Here is a 16290-nt window from a genome sequence, read left to right on the forward strand (position 1 = left end):
GTCGGCGCTCAGGTGTTGCTGAGCGCCTTGCGGATATAGCCGTTGTTCTTCGCCAGCAGCGACTGCGCCGCTTCGGCGCTTAAGTCCGCCAGCACCATCACGATCGCCGTTTTACAGTGGCGGCCGCAGGCCTCCAGCGCCTTCTGGGCAGTGGGACGATCGCAGTCGGTCGCCTCCATCACGATGGAAACCTGGCGCTCAATCAGCTTGGCGTTGGTCGCTTCGACGTCGACCATCAGGTTGCTGTAGACCTTGCCGACGCGGATCATCGCCCCGGTGGAGATCATGTTCAGCACCAGCTTCTGCGCGGTGCCGGCTTTCAGGCGGGTCGAGCCGGTCACTACCTCCGGGCCGACCACCGGGGTGATGGCGACGTCCGCCAGCTGAGCCATTTCGCCATGCGGGTTACAGCTGACGATGGCGACAAAGGCATTCTGACGATGGGCATACTCCATGGCGCCAATGACGTACGGCGTGCGTCCGCTGGCCGCCAGCCCCACCAGTACATCGCGGTTGCTGAAGTTCAGGTTCTGCAGATCCATCGCCCCCTGCGCTTTGTTGTCTTCCACGTTTTCCACGGCGCTGAGAATCGCTTTATGTCCGCCGGCGATGATCCCCACCACCTGCTCCGGACGGGTGCCAAAGGTCGGTGGGCATTCGCTGGCATCGAGGATCCCCAGACGCCCTGAGGTGCCAGCGCCGATATAAATCAAGCGGCCACCGGCCTGCAGCGCCGTCGCGACCTTATCCACCACCTCGGCAATCTGCGGCAGATAGGGCGTAATCGCCTGGGCCACCTGCTGGTCTTCCTGGTTTATCACCGTCAGCATCTCGAGGGTGGAAAGGGTGTCAATGTTGGCGCTGTTGGCGTTGCGTCGCTCGGTCAGCAGTTTGCTCAGGTCAATACTCATAGAAACCTCGTTATTCTCAGTCGTGCGCAGTATAAGGAATTATTTATTCCTTGCCTGTGAAGAGTATCACGATTAGTTCGAGGAGAATAATATGAGAATGGTAGAGATGCCGCGAAATAGTGCGGTAATCAAGGTGGAATATTTTATTACCGCACCTGGCGTTTAGCGCGCGCTGCGCGGCTGGCTGAGGCCCATCAGCAGCGCCAGCAGGTAGCAGATCGCCATCGCGAGGCTCATCTTCAGCATCGTTTCGCCGCCGAGGCCCGCCAACGGCGCGGCGATGCCGCCGAAAACAAACATCAGGGTGCCCATCAGCGCGGACGCGGTCCCGGACTGGGCGGCGTCGACGGCGCTCATCGCTTCCGCGCCGGCGACGGTACTGATGCCGCTCATCAGCGACACGGTAAAAAACAGGCCGATCAGCGCCAGAACCGGCAGCTGCAGCCAGGCAAACAGCAGCATGATCGCCGCGCAGCCCACCGCCAGCGTCAGGCCGCCGCGCAGCAGGCCTTCGGCGCTGAAGCGGCGCGCCAGACGGGAAAAGATCATCGCCGCGATAATCAGCCCGATACCGTTCAGACCAAACAGCAGGCTGAACTGCATGGCGCTCATGCCGTATTCGCTCTGCATTACGAAGGAAGAGGAGCCGATGTAGGAGAACAGCCCGGCCATCATAAACGCCTGAATCAGGCAGAAGCGCAGAAAACGACGATTCTTCAGCACCGGCTGGCCGGGCCGCTGGCGGGCGGCATGGGTCGCCGCGGCCGGGCGCGTTTCCCGCAGGATAGTCAGGCTCATGACCAGCAGCGCGCCGCCAATGGCGGCCATCGTCCAGAAGAGAATTCGCCAGTCGAAGGCGGTGATCACGTAGCCGCCCAGCACCGGGGACAGGACCGGCGCAATGCCGTTCACCGTCATCAGCAGGGCGAAAAACTGGGTCAGCAGGGTGCCCTGGTATTTATCGCGGGCGATGGAGCGCGACAGCACCGAGCCGCCGGCGCCGGCGAAGCCCTGTAAAAAGCGCCAGACAATCAGCATGTTGATATCCCGGGTCAGGGCGCACATCGCCGAAGAGAAGATAAACAACAGCAGGGACAGCGCCAGCGGTTTCAGGCGGCCAATGCGGTCGCTCAGCGGGCCGAAAAACAGCTGACCCAGGCCGAGGCCAATCAGCGCGGCGGTCAGCGACAGCTGGGTCTGGGTGCTGGTGGCCTGCAGCTGCTGAGTGATCTCCGGCAGCGCCGGCAGATAAAAATCCGTGCACAGCGGCCCAATGCCCGACAGCAGGCCGAGGATCAGCGCCCAGGAGAGGGAAACACGTGGCATAACGATTCCTTACAGAAGCCGGGCGCGGTCGCCCGGCGGGTGAAATTAACTGGCGCCGCCGCCCAGCGACTGCCAGAGGGTGATCCGGTTATTGAGGTCGGTCTGCTGCAGGGATAGCAGCGTCGTCTTCGCCGACCACAGCGTGCGCTGGGCGGTGAGCACCGACAGATAATCGCCGACCCCAGCCTGATAGCTCTTCATGGCGATATCCAGCGAGGTCTGCTCGGCGGCGACATACTGTTGCTGGGCATCGAGCTCTTCATTTAGCGTTTCCCGGCGCGCCAGCGCATCGGCAACGTCCTTAAAGGCGCTCTGAATCGATTTCTCGTAGGTGGCGATCAGCCCCTTCTTCTCCGCTTCCGCATAGCGCAACTGCGCCAGGTTGCTGCCGCCGGTGAACAGCGGCAGGCTAATGGAGGGGGCGAACGACCACACCTGCATCCCGTGGCTGAACAGCGACGACAGCGAGTCGCTGCCGACGCCGGCGCTGGCGGTCAGGGAAATCGACGGGAAGAAGTTCGCCCGCGCCGCGCCGATATCGGCATTGGCGCTCTTCAGATTATGCTCCGCTTCCTGAATATCCGGCCGGCGCAGCAGCACCGACGATGACACCCCCGCGGGCACCAGGGCGATGCAGTTATCCCCGAGACTGTCGAGGGTGCCGGGCAGCAGGCTCTCCGGCACGGTTTCCCCCGCCAGCAGGTAAATAGCGTTTTTATCCTGCGCCACCAGCGTGCGGTAGCTGGCGACGCTGGCGCGCGCCTGCTGATAGACGCTTTCCGCCGAGCTTAAATCGCCGGCGGAGGCGGTGCCCACCGCCATCTGACGGGCGACGATGTTGCGCGAGTTTGCTGCGCTGTCCATGGTCTGCTGCGCCAGCGCCAGATTGCTGTTATCCGTCGCCAGGGTCACCCAGGCGGTGGTCAAATCGGCAATCATCGTCAGCCGGGTATTCTGCGCGGTGAATTCGCTGGCAAGCCAGGTTTCGCGCGCCGCGCGCGACAGGCTCTGGTTCTTGCCAAACAGATCCAGCTCGAAGCTGGAGACCGCCCCGTCGGCCTGCGAAGCGGAGCTCAGGCCGCTGGCCACCGTTTTGCTGCGCGTATGGCTCAGCTCGGCATCGACGGTGGGGAACAGCGACGCCCGCGTCTCGCCGTACTGGGCGCGCGCGGCCTCGATATCGGCCAGCGCCTTTTGCACATCGCGGTTGCTGTTCAGCGCGATACTGACCACTTTTTTCAGCCGCGCGTCATTGACCACTTTCTGCCAGTCGCCGACCACCGCCGTCGATTCGCCGTGCGCCCCGGGGAGGGTAGCCGGCACCGGCGCGGCCGGGCGATCATAATGCGGATCAAGCGAGACGCAGCCCGCGGTCAGGAGCGCGATAAACATAAAACTCAAACGAAACATACCTTACTCCTGAGAAGGACGTTGGCGGGTGAAGAAGCGTTTCACCAGCACGAAGAACAGCGGTACGAAGAACACCGCCAGCAGGGTGGCCGTCAGGGTGCCGCCGATGATGCCGGTGCCGATCGCCACGCGGCTGTTGGCCCCGGCGCCGGTGGCGATGGCCAGCGGCAGCACCCCGGCGATAAACGCCAGCGAGGTCATGACAATTGGGCGCAGACGGGTCTGCGCGGCGCGGATCGCCGCCCGGGAGAGCGAATAACCCTCATCCACTGCGGATTCAGCGAACTCCACGATCAGGATGGCGTTCTTCGACGACAGGCCGATGGTGGTCAGCAGCGCCACCTGGAAGTAGACGTCATTGCTTAAGCCGCGCAGCGTCGCCGCCAGCGCCGCGCCGAGCAGGCCGAGCGGGATGACCATGATCACCGAGAACGGCACCGACCAGCTCTCATACAGCGCCGCCAGGCACAGGAACACCACCAGAATCGAGATGGCGTACAGGCTCATCGCCTGGCCGCTGGCCAGCTTTTCCTGCAGCGAAATGCCGCTCCACGCCCAGGTGGAGCCCGCCGGCAGGCTGTCGGCCAGCTTTTCCATCTTGTCCATCGCCGCGCCGGAGCTGAAGCCGGCGGCGTTTTCGCCCTGGATCTCAAAGGCGGCGGAGCCGTTGTAGCGCACCAGGCTTTCCGGGCCGTATTGCCAGTGGGTGGTGGCGAAGGCGGAGAAGGGCGTCATGCTGTTATCGCTGCCGCGAACGAACCATTTGCCGAGGTCGGAGGGCACGGCGCGCGCGTCGCTCTCGCCCTGGATGTACACCTTCTTCACCCGGCCGCGGTCGATAAAGTCATTCACGTAGGTACCGCCCCAGGCGCTGGAGAGGGTATCGGTCACGTCGCTCAGCGACAGCCCCAGCGAGACCGCTTTGTTGTTATCGATATCCACCTGCAGCTGCGGCATCTGCGGCAGGTCGTTGGCGCGCACCGACTGCAGCTCGCCGCTCTGGTTGGCCGCCGCCAGCAGCTGACTGCGCAGCTTCATTAGGCTGTCGCGGTCGGTACCGCCGCTGGCCATCAGCTCGAAGGTGAAGCCGTTGCTCTGTCCGAGACCGTCCACCGACGGCGGGGTCATGGCGAACAGGGTGGCGTCGCGGATCGTCCCCAGCTCTTTATTGGCGCGCAGGGCGATGGCCTGGGCGGTATTGTCGTCGCCTTTGCGCTGCGACCAGTTGTTCAGCGACACGAAGGCCATCCCGGCGTTCTGACCGCTGCCGCTAAAGCTGAAGCCGTCGACGGTGAAAATGACGTTGGTATTGGCTTTCTCTTTGGTCAGGAACCAGTCGGTGACCTGGCGACGCACCTCGGCGGTACGCACCGCGGTGGCCCCGGCGGGCAGGGTGTACTGGACCATGATCTCGCCCTGGTCCTCCACCGGCAGAAAGCTGCCCGGCAGTTTCCACATCGCCAGCGCCATCGCCCCGCAAATCAGGACGTAAGCGCCCATCATCACCGCGCCACGGCGCAGGCCGCCGAGCACGCGGCGCTGGTAGCCCGCTTCCGTGCGCCCCCACAGGCGGTTAAACGCGCCGAAGAACCCTTTGGTATGAGGCCTGGAGTGGCTGAGCAGCGCGCCGCACAGCGCCGGGGTGAGGGTCAGGGCCACCACCACCGACAGCATCATCGCCGAGATAATGGTCACCGAGAACTGGCGATAAATGACCCCGGTCGAGCCGCCGAAGAAGGCCATCGGCAGAAAGACCGCCGACAGCACCAGGGCGATCGCCACCAGCGCGCCGGAGATTTCGCCCATCGATTTTTCGGTGGCTTCCCGGGCGGGCAGCCCTTCGTCGCGCATAATGCGCTCGACGTTCTCCACCACCACAATGGCGTCGTCCACCAGCAGGCCGATCGCCAGCACCATGGCGAACAGCGTCAGGGTGTTAATCGAGTAGCCGAACAGCGCCAGCACGCCGAAGGTGCCGAGCAGCACCACCGGGACCGCTACCGCCGGGATCAGCGTGGCGCGGAAGTTCTGCAGAAACAGATACATCACGCAGACCACGAGGATAATCGCTTCGAAAAGGGTCTGAATCACGTCTTCGACCGAGATTTTGATGAACTCGGTGCTGTCCTTTGGATAGGCGATATCGTAGCCCTGCGGCATCTGACGCTGGAATTCGGCGATTTTGCTTTTCACCAGGGTCGCGGTGTCCAGCGCGTTGGCGCCGGGGGCCATCATCACCGCGATCCCGGCGGCCGGGTGGCCGTTGAGATTGGCGGTAGCGGTGTAATCCTCGCTGCCCATCTCCACCCGCGCGACATCGCTCAGGCGCACCACCGAGCCGTCGGCCTGGCTTTTCACGATGATCGCTTTGAACTGGTCAGGGGTTTGCAGCCGCGACTGCGCGCGCACGGTGGCGGTCAGCTGCTGGGCGCTGGACGATGGCAGGGCGCCGATTTTACCGGCGGAGACCTGCACGTTCTGCGCCTCAATCGCCGACTGGACGTCGGAAGGCATCAGCGAGTAGGAGGCGAGTTTAGTCGGGTCCATCCAGACGCGCATCGCGTATTCGGCGCCGAACACCTGCAGGCTGCCGACGCCCTCTACGCGCGCCAGCGGGTCCTGCAGGTTGCTGACCAGCCAGTCGGAGATATCGGAGCTGGTGGCGCGGTCGGTTTTGTCATACACCGCGAGGATCAGCAGGAAGCTGCTCTGCGATTTTTCCACCGTCACGCCGGACTGCTGGACTTCGCTCGGCAGCCGCGATTCCGCCTGCTGGACTTTGTTCTGCACCTGCACCTGGGCGGTGTCCGGGTCGGTCCCCTGCTCAAAGGTGACGGTGATGCTGACCGAGCCGTCGGAGCTGCTGGTGGAGCTGAAGTAGAGCAGATGGTCGAGGCCGGTAAGCTGCTGCTCGATCACCTGGGTGACGCTGTTCTCCAGGGTTTCGGCGGAGGCGCCGGTGTAGGTGGCGGAGATTTTCACCGCCGGCGGGGCGACGTCCGGGTACTGGCCTACCGGCAGAGTGCGGATCGCCAGCACGCCGGCGAGCATAATCAGAATGGCGATCACCCAGGCAAAGACCGGGCGACGCACGAAGAAACGGGAGAACATCAGGCGTTGCCTCCGTTATTGTTGACGGCAACGGCCTTCACCGTCTGGCCAGGGGCCACTTTACCCGTGCCTTCGACGATCAGCTTGTCGCCCGCTTTCAGGCCGCTCAGCACCAGCCATTTATCGCCGTAGGTGTCGCCGGTTTCCACGGCGCGCTGCGCAACTTTGTTGTCGGCATCGACCACCAGCGCCGTGGCGTCGCCTTTGGCATCGCGGGTAATCCCCTGCTGCGGGGCGAGGATCGCGTCGTTCATGATGCCTTCATCGATGCGCGCGCGGACAAACATCCCCGGCAGCAGGACGTGCTGCGGGTTGGGGAAGATGGCGCGCAGGGTTACCGAGCCGGTGGATTCATCGACGGCGACTTCGGTGAGCGCCAGACGCCCTTTTTCGCTGTAGGTGCTGCCATCTTCAAGGATTAACGTCACGCTGAGGGTATCGCTGTTGCTGGCCAGGCTTTGTTTGCGTAAACGCAGGAGATCGACGCTGGATCGCGTCAGATCGACATAAATGGTGTCGAGCCCGCGGATCGTCGCCAGCGCGGTATCCTGATCGGCGGAGACCAGCGCCCCCGGCGTGACCGACGAGATGCCGATGCGTCCGGCAATCGGCGCGGTGACGGTGGTCCAGTTCAGGTTGATGCGCGCGCTCTCCAGCGCCGCTTTCTTCGATGCCACGCTGGCCTTGTCCTGGGCGCAGGTGGAGGCGGCGTCGTCGGCATCCTGGCGGGAGACGCCGTTATCCCGGACCAGTGACGCGTAGCGCTGAGCCTTCTGGCAATCGGAGACCACCAGCGCCTGGGCCTGTTTCAGCGCCGCCGCCGCTTCATTCCAGGTCGCGCGATAGCTGGAGGGATCGATCTGGTAAAGGGCCTGCCCGGCCTTCACCATATCGCCTTCGGTAAACAGGCGCTTCTGGATGATGCCGCCCACCTGCGGGCGTACTTCGGCGCTGAGCGAGGCGGTGGTGCGGCCGGTGAGCTGGCTGACTACCGGAACCGGCTGGCTTTGCAGAGTGACCACGCCCACTTCCGGCGTGGGTTGCTGCGGGGCAGATGTCTGCGCATTATCGCATCCGCTGAGGAGAAATAATGCTGTCGCGATGGGAGCTATGATGTATTTCATTATATTTTCTCAAGATATAAGACGTCCGCCCCGTTTATTTAAAAACGAGGGAATAGGTTGGGCGCTGAGGCATTTTCGGCTAAGCGAAAATGACAAAAAAGGAACACAGATGTTCCTGAACGTGATTGTTATTGTGTCTCCGCTGAAGCCAACCTCTTCGGCCTTCAGGAGGTGAAAAGTGCATCTCCTCTGGTTTTGTGGTGAGAATGATCATTCTCATTTTTTCCCATTATACGATCCGCCGCGATAATGGAAAGGTTTTTTTGCTTACTTTTAGAACGCAAAAAATTAAGGCAAATAATCATGGAGAAAATAAGAATTTTTTGTGAAAGTGGAGAGGGAAAATAACCTTTCGGCACCGCGATACTGGAGATAGTTAATGGCGTTAATTATTACAAAAAGCATTAATCCCGACGACCAACAAGAATTGTTTGTCGGTCTGCGGCACTATAATCAGCAGTATCTTGATGCGGCGCAGTTTGGCGATCTGGGCGTTTACTCCCGCGATGCGCAAGGGGTGATGCAGGGCGGGCTGATTGCCAAACGTAAGGGTAACTGGCTGTGCATTGAGTATCTGTGGGTCAGCGAAGCGACGCGCGGTCGCGGACTGGGGAGCGAGCTGATGCAGGAGGCGGAGCGGCAGGCGCAGGCGCTGGGCTGCAGCCATCTGCTGGTGGATACCTTTAGCTTCCAGGCGCTGCCGTTTTATCAGAAATTAGGCTATCAGCTGCAGATGTCGCTGCCCGACTTCCCGCACGCGGGGATGCAGCGTCACTATTTGTCGAAGGCGCTGTAACGGTCCTGATATCGCCGGGCGGTCAGGTACCGTACCTGTGATTGTGCCGGATGGCGGCATAAATGCCTTATCCGGCCTACATAGTTCTCCCGTAGTTTCGCCCCACCCAGGACCGGCAAGCGCAGCGCCGCCGGGCAGGATATCAGGCACGGCACCAGTATTCTTGCCGGGTGGCGGCTGCGCCTTACCCGGCCTACGGTTCGTGCTGTGCCCGCCATGATGCCGAGCGGCCTGTTGTTGATATACCCACTTGCGCGACTGAAACTGCCGGTGCTGGCGGCCTCAAAATCGCTGAGACGTTCCCGGAAGGCCGGGGCAGCCCGCATGGATGCGGGCTGAGGGCCGTGTTTTGCATGGACGCTGCCTCGGCCCGACCCGAAGCCTGCAGGGATAAGTCGAAGGTACCACGTAGCGGCGATTTTGCTGGCCGGAGCCCGGGGGTACAGGGGGCGGCGGCGACTGGCCGCCCCCTGTGCGCTCCCTGCGCCATAAGAGACATAGCGCAGAAGAAATATCGGGAGCGCAATCTGCCCGGACATAACACGGGAGTGGTAGCCCTGCTAAGCGTAGCGCGAGCAGGGAAATTTACGGTTGTGCCGTTATTTCTGTAGCCCTGCTAAGCGCAGTGCGAGCAGGGAAATTTACGGTTGTGCCGTTATTTCTGTAGCCCTGCTAAGCGTAGCGCGAGCAGGGAAAATCCCGGATGGCGGCGCGTGGCGCCTTATCCGGGCTACAAAAGCGTCAAAACCACGCCTTAACCCCCGACGCCATGGCCCATTAACGCCAGCGCGTGGCTGACGATGGTCTGGCGGTCGACCGCCTGTAAACGCGGATCGCTGTGGATGCGCGAAAACGGCACCAGCACCAGGCTAATCACCGTGGTAAACAGCAGCTCCGGCGACAGCGCCGGGTTAATCTTGCCCTCCCGCTGCCAGCGGCGCACCGCCTCCAGCATCACCTGAAAACGCTCCTCGCCGAAGCGGGCGTCCATATGCTGACGCAGGATCGGCATCTCGCCGATGATCTCCTGCATCCACAGCGGCGCGAACCAGGCGTTTTTCTCCGCCATGTGCGCCAGCGTCTCGACCATCATCGTCAGCGCCAGCACCGGGTCCTGCGGATGGTCGACAAAGATGCGGCTGATGTGGTTGCGCAGCGGCATAAAGCGCTCTTCGATCAGTTGCGTCACCAGCGCATCCCGCGAACTGAAATAGTAATGCAGCATCGCCGGCGTCACCCCGGCCTCTTTGGCGATGGCGTTCAACGACACGCGGGCCGCGCCGTCGCGGGCAAACAGCGTCAGGGCGATGTCCATCAGCTGTTCGCGGTTGGCGGTACCCGGTTTTTTACCGCGCGGCCGCCCCGGGCGGCGGGGGGTATCCTGATCCTTTTGTGCTGTCATGATATGGCGATCTCTTGACCCGACTCATTCTTTCACTAAATATTAATTATGCATTTAATTAATTTCAAGCGAGTGTTGTGATGACTTCTCAAGTCGCGAACCCACCGGTGCAGTCGATACGCCTGCTGTTTAGCGCCTTGCTGCTGGTGATGCTCCTCTCCGCGCTGGATCAGACCATTGTCTCCACCGCGCTGCCGACGATTGTCGGCGAACTGGGCGGGCTGGACAAGCTTTCCTGGGTGGTTACCGCCTATATCCTCAGCTCCACCATCGCGGTGCCGCTGTACGGTAAATTCGGCGATCTGTTCGGCCGCAAAATCGTGCTGCAGGTGGCGATTGGGCTGTTTCTTGTCGGCTCCGCCCTCTGCGGGCTGGCGCAGAACATGACCCAGCTGGTGCTGATGCGCGGCCTGCAGGGGCTCGGCGGCGGCGGCCTGATGGTCATCAGCATGGCGGCGGTGGCCGACGTCATCCCGCCCGCCAGCCGTGGCCGCTATCAGGGGCTGTTCGGCGGCGTTTTTGGCCTGGCGACGGTGATCGGCCCGCTGATCGGCGGCTTTTTGGTGCAGCACGCCTCCTGGCGCTGGATCTTCTACATCAACCTGCCGCTGGGCCTCTTCGCGCTGCTGGTGATCGGCGCGGTATTCCACAGCAGCAATAAACGCAGCCAGCATGAGATTGACTGGCTGGGGGCGATTTACCTCAGCATGGCGCTGCTGTGCATCATCCTGTTTACCTCGGAAGGGGGCAGCGTTCATGCGTGGAATGACCCGCAGCTGTGGTGCATTCTGGCCTTCGGCATCGTGGGGGTCATCGGTTTTATCTACGAAGAGCGAATGGCCGCCGAGCCGATTATTCCGCTGTCGCTGTTCCGCAACCGCAGCTTCCTGCTGTGCAGTCTGATCGGCTTCGTCATCGGCATGTCGCTGTTTGGATCAGTCACCTTCCTGCCGCTCTATCTGCAGGTGGTGAAGGAGGCGACCCCCACCGAGGCCGGGCTGCAGCTGATCCCCCTGATGGGCGGCCTGCTGCTGACCTCGATTATCAGCGGGCGGATTATCAGCCGTACCGGTAAATATCGCCTGTTTCCGATCCTCGGTACCCTGCTTGGCGTGACCGGCATGGTGCTGCTGACCCGGATCACCATTCACTCACCGCTGTGGCAGCTGTACCTGTTTACCGGCGTGCTGGGGGCGGGTCTGGGGCTGGTGATGCAGGTGCTGGTCCTGGCGGTACAGAACGCGATGCCGGCGAAGCTTTACGGCGTCGCCACCTCCGGCGTGACCCTGTTCCGCTCGATCGGCGGCTCCATCGGCGTGGCGCTTTTTGGCGCGGTGTTCACGCACGTGCTGCAGAGCAACCTGCAAAAGCTGTTGCCGGAAGGCGCGGTACTGCCGCCGGGAATGAATCCGGTGGCGGTGCAGCACCTGCCCGCGGATATCCGCCTCGACTATCTCGACGCCTTCGGCGCGGCGATCCACGCGGCGTTCCTCATGGCGGCCTGCATTATGGCGGTGGCGTTTGTCCTCTCCTGGCTGTTAAAGGAGGCGCCGCTGAAGACCGCGACGCACTAAGCGGCCCCGGCGATGCGCAGCAGCGCCTGACGCAGCGCCGGCGCGGCAAAATCGATAAATTTTCGCAGCTTAAGCGGCGCCAGGTCCCGGGCGGTATACAGCAAATGGACCGGCGCCGGCTCCGGCTCGACGCGCTCCAGCAGCAGACGGAGCTCACCCTGTCGCAGGCCGTCCAGCGCCTGATAGTGCAGTAAGCGAGCTACGCCCACCCCCAGCCGCGCGGCATCGGCAGCGCTCTCCGGCGTGGTGACCGATAACGCCGGCGGCAGGTTAATCAACTGGTCCTCGCGCTCAGCGGCGCGAAAGCGCCAGCCGCGATAGGGCATCGGCGATTCAATGCGGATGATCGGCAGCGCCGCCAGATCGCGCGGCCGCTGCGGCTCGCCGTATTTCGCCAGCAGCGCCGGATGGGCGCAGGCCACGATGCGCATCCTGCCGAGGCGGGTGGCCACCATGCTGCTGTCCGCCAGGTCGCCTATCCGCACCGCCAGATCGATATGGTCGCCCACCAGGTCGGCGTTACGATCGCTGAGCAGCAAACGGACGTGAATCTGCGGGTAACGGGCGATAAATTCAGCGATCACCGGGAGAACGTGCTGGCGTCCAAACATTGTCGGCGCAGAGATCACCAGCTCGCCTTTCGGTTCCTGATACTCGCCCGTCGCCTGGCGTTCGGCGTTTTCCACCTCCTCAAGGATCCGCCGCGCGGCAGCGACATAATCGACCCCGGCGTCGGTGAGCGTCAGTTTGCGGGTGGTCCGCGCCAGCAGGCGCACCCCCAGCGCGTTCTCCAGCTCGCCGATATGGCGGCTGACGGTGGTCAACGGCATATTCAGCGCCCGCGCCGCCGCCGACATACTCCCCAGCTCGGTCACTTTCACCAGCAGCGCCATCGCGCTTAATCGATCCATTATTCTCCCGATTTTTGGAAAGATGATTGCCACGAAACCAGTATTATCATTTTTCGCAGTACAGTCCATGATGGCGCCAGACAACAGGAGGCGCTATGGCAGCAACCTTTCTCGATATCGCCATCACCCCGGACGTGATGGATGTGCAGCATGAAATGGGCAGCGACCAGCTGTGGCAAACGCCGCACAGCCGCCGCCAGGCCGACCGCTTCGGCGATAGCGAAGCGGGGATGATCGCCACCCGCGACAGCTTTTATCTGGCGACGGTGTCGCAGAGCGGCTGGCCCTACATTCAGCATCGCGGCGGCCCGCCGGGGTTTCTGCATCTGCTGGACGATACCACCCTGGCGATGGCGGATTTCGGCGGCAACCGTCAGTACATCACCACCGGCAACCTGCGCGGCAGCGACCGGGCCTGCCTGTTTTTAATGGATTATCCGCGCCGTGCCAGGCTGAAAATCTACGCCACCGTCGAGGTCGTGGCGGCAGAGAACCACCCGCCGCTGCTGGCGCAGGTGGCGCCGGCCAACTATCGCGCCCGCATCGAGCGCCTGTTTCTTTTTCATCTGCAGGCGTTTGACTGGAACTGCCCGCAGCACATTACGCCGCGCTACAGCGCGCAGCAGGTGGCGGAGTACAGCCAGAACCTGCAGCAACGTATTCATGACCTGGAGCAGGAGAATCAGCGCCTGCAGCAGCAATTAGCCCGCAGAGGAGAGTCAGCATGACCGAACAACGTCCCCCGTTACCGCCGTTTACCCGCGACAGCGCTATCCAGAAGGTCCGCGCTGCGGAAGATGGCTGGAACAGCCGCGATGCCGAAAAGGTCGCTCTGGCCTACACCATGGACAGCGAATGGCGCAACCGCAGCGAGTTTGTCCACGGCAGGGGGCAAATTGTCGAATTCCTGCAGCGAAAATGGCGTAAGGAGCAGCAATATCGGCTGATTAAGGAGCTGTGGGCATGGCAGGAAAATCGCATCGCCGTGCGCTTCGCCTATGAGTGGTGCGACGACAGCGGCAACTGGTTTCGCGCGTACGGCAATGAAAACTGGGAGTTTGATCAGCACGGGCTGATGCAGACGCGCTACGCCTGCATCAACGACCTGCCGATCGCCGAAAGCGAGCGCCTGTTCCACTGGCCCCAGGGGCGTCGTCCGGACGATCATCCGGGGCTCAGCGACCTGGGGCTGTAAAACCGGCGCTGCGCGACGGATTAATCGGCTTTCGGGAAGTCGACCACCGTGTCGTTAACCCGGTTCACCATATTGGTGAACAGGATCGCGCTGATGGCGCTGATAATCTCAATCACCTGCTGGTCGCTAAAACCGGCGTTGCGCAGCGCGGCGACGTCGGCTTCCGGCAGCGTGCCGGTGGTGGTCACCAGCGTCTGCGCAAATTTCACCAGCGCATCAAGCTGTGCCTCTTCCGCATACTCCCCGCGGCGCAGGGCGTGGATCTGTTCGCTGCTGAAGCCGGCTTTTTTCGCCATCAGCGTATGTGCGGCCAGGCAGTAGTCACAGCCGGTGGCTTCGCTGACCGACAGGTTAATGGCTTCCAGCTGTTGGGCGCTGAGGCTGCCTTTATGTAGCATCGCATTGTGCGCCAGCGCCTGCTGCAGCGCGGCCGGCGAGTGGCCGCCGATGGTCAGGTAGGCATTCGGCACTTTGCCCATCGCTTTTTTGATCCCGGCGAAAATATCGGCGGCTTTGCCGGTGGCGTCTTGTTCACGGATATCAGCTAAACGGCTCATGGTTAACTCCTGTTGTTTTCGAGGGTGTGTGTTGGCATTGGGGTCATCTTAGGCGGTTGCCGCATGCTAGACTGGCGGTCTTCGTCTCACCTTTTTGTCTTATCGTCTCAGGAGAAGCATGGACAGTCTCAGTCATCTGCTGGCGCTGCTGGCGCCGCGCTGCGAAGTGAACCTGCACTGTCGCTTCGGCGGCCGCTGGCAGGCCGGTCACCAGCAAATGCGCACCGGCGTGGTGCCATGGCACGTGGTGCTGCGCGGCGAGGGGCGGCTCAACGTCGGCGGCCAGACCCATCACCTGCGCGCGGGAGATGTGGTCCTCCTGCCGCACGGTTCGCCGCACCTGATGGAGAGCCTGGTGGAGTGGGGCCAGGTGCTGCCGGTGGCGCATCGCTTTAACGGCACGGTGACGGAAATGCGCGCCGGCCCGTCGGAGGGGGCGCTGGAGATGCTGTGCGGCGAATTCTATTTTGGTCCGCACGTCAGCTGGCTGTTCACTGAGGCGTCGACGCTGATCCATCTCCATACCGATGCGCGCGAAGACTGCCCGGAGCTGCAGCCGTTGCTTAACATACTGGTCCGCGAAAGTCTGGCGCAGCGTCCCGGCGGCAGCGCTATCGTGCGCAGCCTCGGCGATACGCTGCTGGTGCTGCTGCTGCGCATGCTGCTTGGCGAGCAGCAGCCGCCAGGCGGGCTGCTGCGTCTGATGAGCGATGAGCGCCTGATGCCGGCGGTGCTGGCGGTGATGGCGACCCCGGAGCAGCCGTGGACGCTGGAAACCATGGCCGCCCGCGCCTTTCTGTCGCGTGCCACCTTTGCCCGCCATTTTGCCCGCGTTTATCACCTGACGCCGCAGGCGTGGCTGTCGCAGCTGCGAATGGCGCTGGCCGCCCGGCTGCTGCGCCTGGAGCGTCAGACCAACCTCGAGGTCATTGCCGAACGCTGCGGCTTTCAGTCGCTGGCGTCCTTCTCGAAGCGCTTCAAAATGCGCTATGGCGTGACGCCGGGCGAGTGGCGACGGGGCTAGCGCTTCGCGCCTGGCGAAGATGATTTTATTTCCGGTTGCGTGGTTTGCTGTTTATTACCCCACCCGAAAGTCGCTATAGTTTTGCACGAAAAAAACAATGACAGTCAGGACGGACAGGGTGAAGAGGATGAGATTACGTTTACGTGCCGCCGCCGCGGTAATGCTGGCGGGTCTGGCGCTGGTCGGCTGCGACCAAAAGGGTAATGAAGCGAAGCACATTAAGGTCGGCGTGATTAACGGCGCTGAACAGGATGTGGCGGAAGTGGCGAAGAAAGTGGCCAAAGAGAAGTATGGTCTGGAGGTTGAGCTGGTGGGGTTCAGCGGCTCGCTGTTGCCTAACGAATCGACCAACGCCGGGGATCTGGACGCCAACGTCTTCCAGCATCGGCCTTTCCTTGAGCAGGACAACAAAGCGCATAACTACCATCTGGTGGCGGTAGGCAATACCTTCGTCTTCCCGATGGCCGGCTATTCGCGCAAGATAAAGTCAGTCGCCGAACTGAAAGACGGCGCGACGATCGCCATCCCCAACGATCCGACCAATCTCGGGCGGGCGCTGCTGCTGCTGCAAAAAGAGAAGCTGATAACCCTCAAAGCCGGTACCGGCCTGCTGCCGACGGCGGTGGATATCACCGACAACCCGCATCATCTGAAAATTATGGAGCTGGAAGGGGCGCAACTGCCGCGCGTACTCGACGATCCTAAAGTCGACGTGGCCATCATCAGCACCACCTACCTGCAGCAAACCGGGCTGTCGCCGGTTCGCGATGGCATCTTTATCGAAGATAAAAACTCGCCCTACGTGAACATCATCGTGACCCGGGAAGACAATAAAGACGCGGAAAACGTGAAGGAGTTTATGCAGTCGTACCAGTCGCCGGAGGTGGCGAAGGCGGCAGAGACTATCTTCAACGGCGGCGCGGTGCCGGGCTGGTAAGCCAACTTACAG

The 16290-nt window shown here is 62.3% G+C and carries 16 protein-coding genes; 7 read left to right on the top strand and 9 right to left on the bottom strand.

The annotated features are described in order from the left end of the window. Positions 1–8: 8 nt before the first annotated feature. The 5 genes from murQ to eefA form a co-directional block, all read right to left on the bottom strand. Positions 9–911 carry an N-acetylmuramic acid 6-phosphate etherase gene (gene murQ, locus ACOI7D_RS20670; RefSeq protein ID WP_023291413.1) on the bottom strand — a complete coding sequence of 301 codons (903 nt, stop codon included), beginning with the start codon at positions 909–911 and terminating at the stop codon, positions 9–11. Between the two features lie 162 nt (positions 912–1073). Continuing rightward, on the bottom strand, positions 1074–2237 hold the full coding sequence (locus tag ACOI7D_RS20675) for a multidrug effflux MFS transporter (protein ID WP_060589907.1): 1164 nt from the start codon (positions 2235–2237) through the stop codon (positions 1074–1076). A gap of 45 nt (positions 2238–2282) precedes the next feature. Beyond that, positions 2283–3647, bottom strand: a complete 1365-nt coding sequence (eefC, locus tag ACOI7D_RS20680) for a multidrug efflux RND transporter outer membrane subunit EefC (RefSeq protein ID WP_109546800.1) — start codon at positions 3645–3647, stop codon at positions 2283–2285. A 3-nt stretch (positions 3648–3650) separates the two neighbouring features. Next, positions 3651–6758, bottom strand: a complete 3108-nt coding sequence (gene eefB, locus ACOI7D_RS20685) for a multidrug efflux RND transporter permease subunit EefB (RefSeq protein WP_060589905.1) — start codon at positions 6756–6758, stop codon at positions 3651–3653. Then, a complete protein-coding gene (gene eefA / locus ACOI7D_RS20690) occupies positions 6758–7882 on the bottom strand; it encodes a multidrug efflux RND transporter periplasmic adaptor subunit EefA (protein WP_109546801.1) in 1125 nt (374 codons plus the stop codon). The genes eefB and eefA overlap by 1 nt, the downstream gene beginning before the upstream one ends. A 206-nt stretch (positions 7883–8088) precedes the next feature. On the opposite strand from eefA, the gene ACOI7D_RS20695 reads away from it, so the two are divergent. Next, positions 8089–8211: a hypothetical protein gene (locus tag ACOI7D_RS20695; RefSeq protein WP_032454401.1), complete on the top strand. Its 123-nt coding sequence runs from the start codon at positions 8089–8091 to the stop codon at positions 8209–8211. On the opposite strand, the gene ACOI7D_RS20700 is transcribed toward ACOI7D_RS20695, so the two are convergent. Continuing rightward, positions 8171–8287: a hypothetical protein gene (locus tag ACOI7D_RS20700; RefSeq protein WP_162543104.1), complete on the bottom strand. Its 117-nt coding sequence runs from the start codon at positions 8285–8287 to the stop codon at positions 8171–8173. The two genes, ACOI7D_RS20695 and ACOI7D_RS20700, sit on opposite strands and share 41 nt — an antisense overlap. Here ACOI7D_RS20700 and ACOI7D_RS20705 point away from each other — a divergent pair. Continuing rightward, positions 8262–8678 (top strand): GNAT family N-acetyltransferase, encoded by a 417-nt coding sequence (locus ACOI7D_RS20705; RefSeq protein ID WP_044525071.1) that lies wholly within the window; start codon positions 8262–8264, stop codon positions 8676–8678. The genes ACOI7D_RS20700 and ACOI7D_RS20705 overlap by 26 nt on opposite strands. A 754-nt stretch (positions 8679–9432) precedes the next feature. On the opposite strand, the gene ACOI7D_RS20710 is transcribed toward ACOI7D_RS20705, so the two are convergent. Further along, the gene (locus tag ACOI7D_RS20710; protein WP_023291407.1) at positions 9433–10080 is read right to left on the bottom strand and encodes a TetR/AcrR family transcriptional regulator; all 648 of its coding nucleotides are present in this window, start codon (positions 10078–10080) and stop codon (positions 9433–9435) included. A gap of 80 nt (positions 10081–10160) precedes the next feature. Between ACOI7D_RS20710 and ACOI7D_RS20715 the strand changes: the two genes are divergently transcribed. Next, positions 10161–11654, top strand: coding sequence for an MDR family MFS transporter (locus ACOI7D_RS20715; RefSeq protein ID WP_032454395.1), 1494 nt, complete (start codon positions 10161–10163; stop codon positions 11652–11654). Here the strand turns inward: ACOI7D_RS20715 and ACOI7D_RS20720 are convergent. Next, positions 11651–12565, bottom strand: coding sequence for a LysR substrate-binding domain-containing protein (locus ACOI7D_RS20720; protein ID WP_023291405.1), 915 nt, complete (start codon positions 12563–12565; stop codon positions 11651–11653). The two genes, ACOI7D_RS20715 and ACOI7D_RS20720, sit on opposite strands and share 4 nt — an antisense overlap. Positions 12566–12660: 95 nt before the next feature. On the opposite strand from ACOI7D_RS20720, the gene ACOI7D_RS20725 reads away from it, so the two are divergent. Next, complete coding sequence (locus tag ACOI7D_RS20725; RefSeq protein WP_048298581.1) at positions 12661–13293, top strand: pyridoxamine 5'-phosphate oxidase family protein; 633 nt, start codon at positions 12661–12663, stop codon at positions 13291–13293. Continuing rightward, complete coding sequence (locus ACOI7D_RS20730; protein WP_109546803.1) at positions 13290–13760, top strand: DUF1348 family protein; 471 nt, start codon at positions 13290–13292, stop codon at positions 13758–13760. Before ACOI7D_RS20725 ends, ACOI7D_RS20730 begins: the two co-directional genes overlap by 4 nt. Positions 13761–13780: 20 nt before the next feature. Here ACOI7D_RS20730 and ACOI7D_RS20735 read toward each other — a convergent pair whose 3' ends face one another. Beyond that, positions 13781–14317, bottom strand: a complete 537-nt coding sequence (locus ACOI7D_RS20735; RefSeq protein WP_004145017.1) for a carboxymuconolactone decarboxylase family protein — start codon at positions 14315–14317, stop codon at positions 13781–13783. 118 nt (positions 14318–14435) lie between these two features. Between ACOI7D_RS20735 and ACOI7D_RS20740 the strand changes: the two genes are divergently transcribed. Together ACOI7D_RS20740 and nlpA are read left to right on the top strand one after the other, a co-directional pair. Then, positions 14436–15341, top strand: coding sequence for an AraC family transcriptional regulator (locus tag ACOI7D_RS20740; RefSeq protein WP_117140858.1), 906 nt, complete (start codon positions 14436–14438; stop codon positions 15339–15341). Between the two features lie 127 nt (positions 15342–15468). Continuing rightward, complete coding sequence (gene nlpA / locus ACOI7D_RS20745) at positions 15469–16278, top strand: lipoprotein NlpA (protein WP_023291400.1); 810 nt, start codon at positions 15469–15471, stop codon at positions 16276–16278. Positions 16279–16290: the final 12 nt, after the last annotated feature.

The organism is Klebsiella sp. C360, from assembly GCF_048822415.1.
Classification (GTDB): Bacteria; Pseudomonadota; Gammaproteobacteria; order Enterobacterales; family Enterobacteriaceae; genus Klebsiella; species Klebsiella quasipneumoniae.

Excerpts from the sequence above, each read along its gene's own strand:
- ACOI7D_RS20740 (WP_117140858.1), top strand. The coding sequence starts at position 14,436 with ATGGACAGTCTCAGTCATCTGCTGGCGCTGCTGGCGCCGCGCTGCGAA.
- eefA (WP_109546801.1), bottom strand. The coding sequence starts at position 7,882 with ATGAAATACATCATAGCTCCCATCGCGACAGCATTATTTCTCCTCAGC.
- ACOI7D_RS20675 (WP_060589907.1), bottom strand. The coding sequence starts at position 2,237 with ATGCCACGTGTTTCCCTCTCCTGGGCGCTGATCCTCGGCCTGCTGTCG.
- nlpA (WP_023291400.1), top strand. The coding sequence starts at position 15,469 with ATGAGATTACGTTTACGTGCCGCCGCCGCGGTAATGCTGGCGGGTCTG.
- ACOI7D_RS20730 (WP_109546803.1), top strand. The coding sequence starts at position 13,290 with ATGACCGAACAACGTCCCCCGTTACCGCCGTTTACCCGCGACAGCGCT.
- ACOI7D_RS20700 (WP_162543104.1), bottom strand. The coding sequence starts at position 8,287 with ATGCTTTTTGTAATAATTAACGCCATTAACTATCTCCAGTATCGCGGT.
- ACOI7D_RS20715 (WP_032454395.1), top strand. The coding sequence starts at position 10,161 with ATGACTTCTCAAGTCGCGAACCCACCGGTGCAGTCGATACGCCTGCTG.
- ACOI7D_RS20725 (WP_048298581.1), top strand. The coding sequence starts at position 12,661 with ATGGCAGCAACCTTTCTCGATATCGCCATCACCCCGGACGTGATGGAT.
- ACOI7D_RS20695 (WP_032454401.1), top strand. The coding sequence starts at position 8,089 with ATGATCATTCTCATTTTTTCCCATTATACGATCCGCCGCGATAATGGA.
- eefB (WP_060589905.1), bottom strand. The coding sequence starts at position 6,758 with ATGTTCTCCCGTTTCTTCGTGCGTCGCCCGGTCTTTGCCTGGGTGATC.
- murQ (WP_023291413.1), bottom strand. The coding sequence starts at position 911 with ATGAGTATTGACCTGAGCAAACTGCTGACCGAGCGACGCAACGCCAAC.
- ACOI7D_RS20705 (WP_044525071.1), top strand. The coding sequence starts at position 8,262 with ATGGCGTTAATTATTACAAAAAGCATTAATCCCGACGACCAACAAGAA.
- eefC (WP_109546800.1), bottom strand. The coding sequence starts at position 3,647 with ATGTTTCGTTTGAGTTTTATGTTTATCGCGCTCCTGACCGCGGGCTGC.
- ACOI7D_RS20735 (WP_004145017.1), bottom strand. The coding sequence starts at position 14,317 with ATGAGCCGTTTAGCTGATATCCGTGAACAAGACGCCACCGGCAAAGCC.
- ACOI7D_RS20710 (WP_023291407.1), bottom strand. The coding sequence starts at position 10,080 with ATGACAGCACAAAAGGATCAGGATACCCCCCGCCGCCCGGGGCGGCCG.
- ACOI7D_RS20720 (WP_023291405.1), bottom strand. The coding sequence starts at position 12,565 with ATGGATCGATTAAGCGCGATGGCGCTGCTGGTGAAAGTGACCGAGCTG.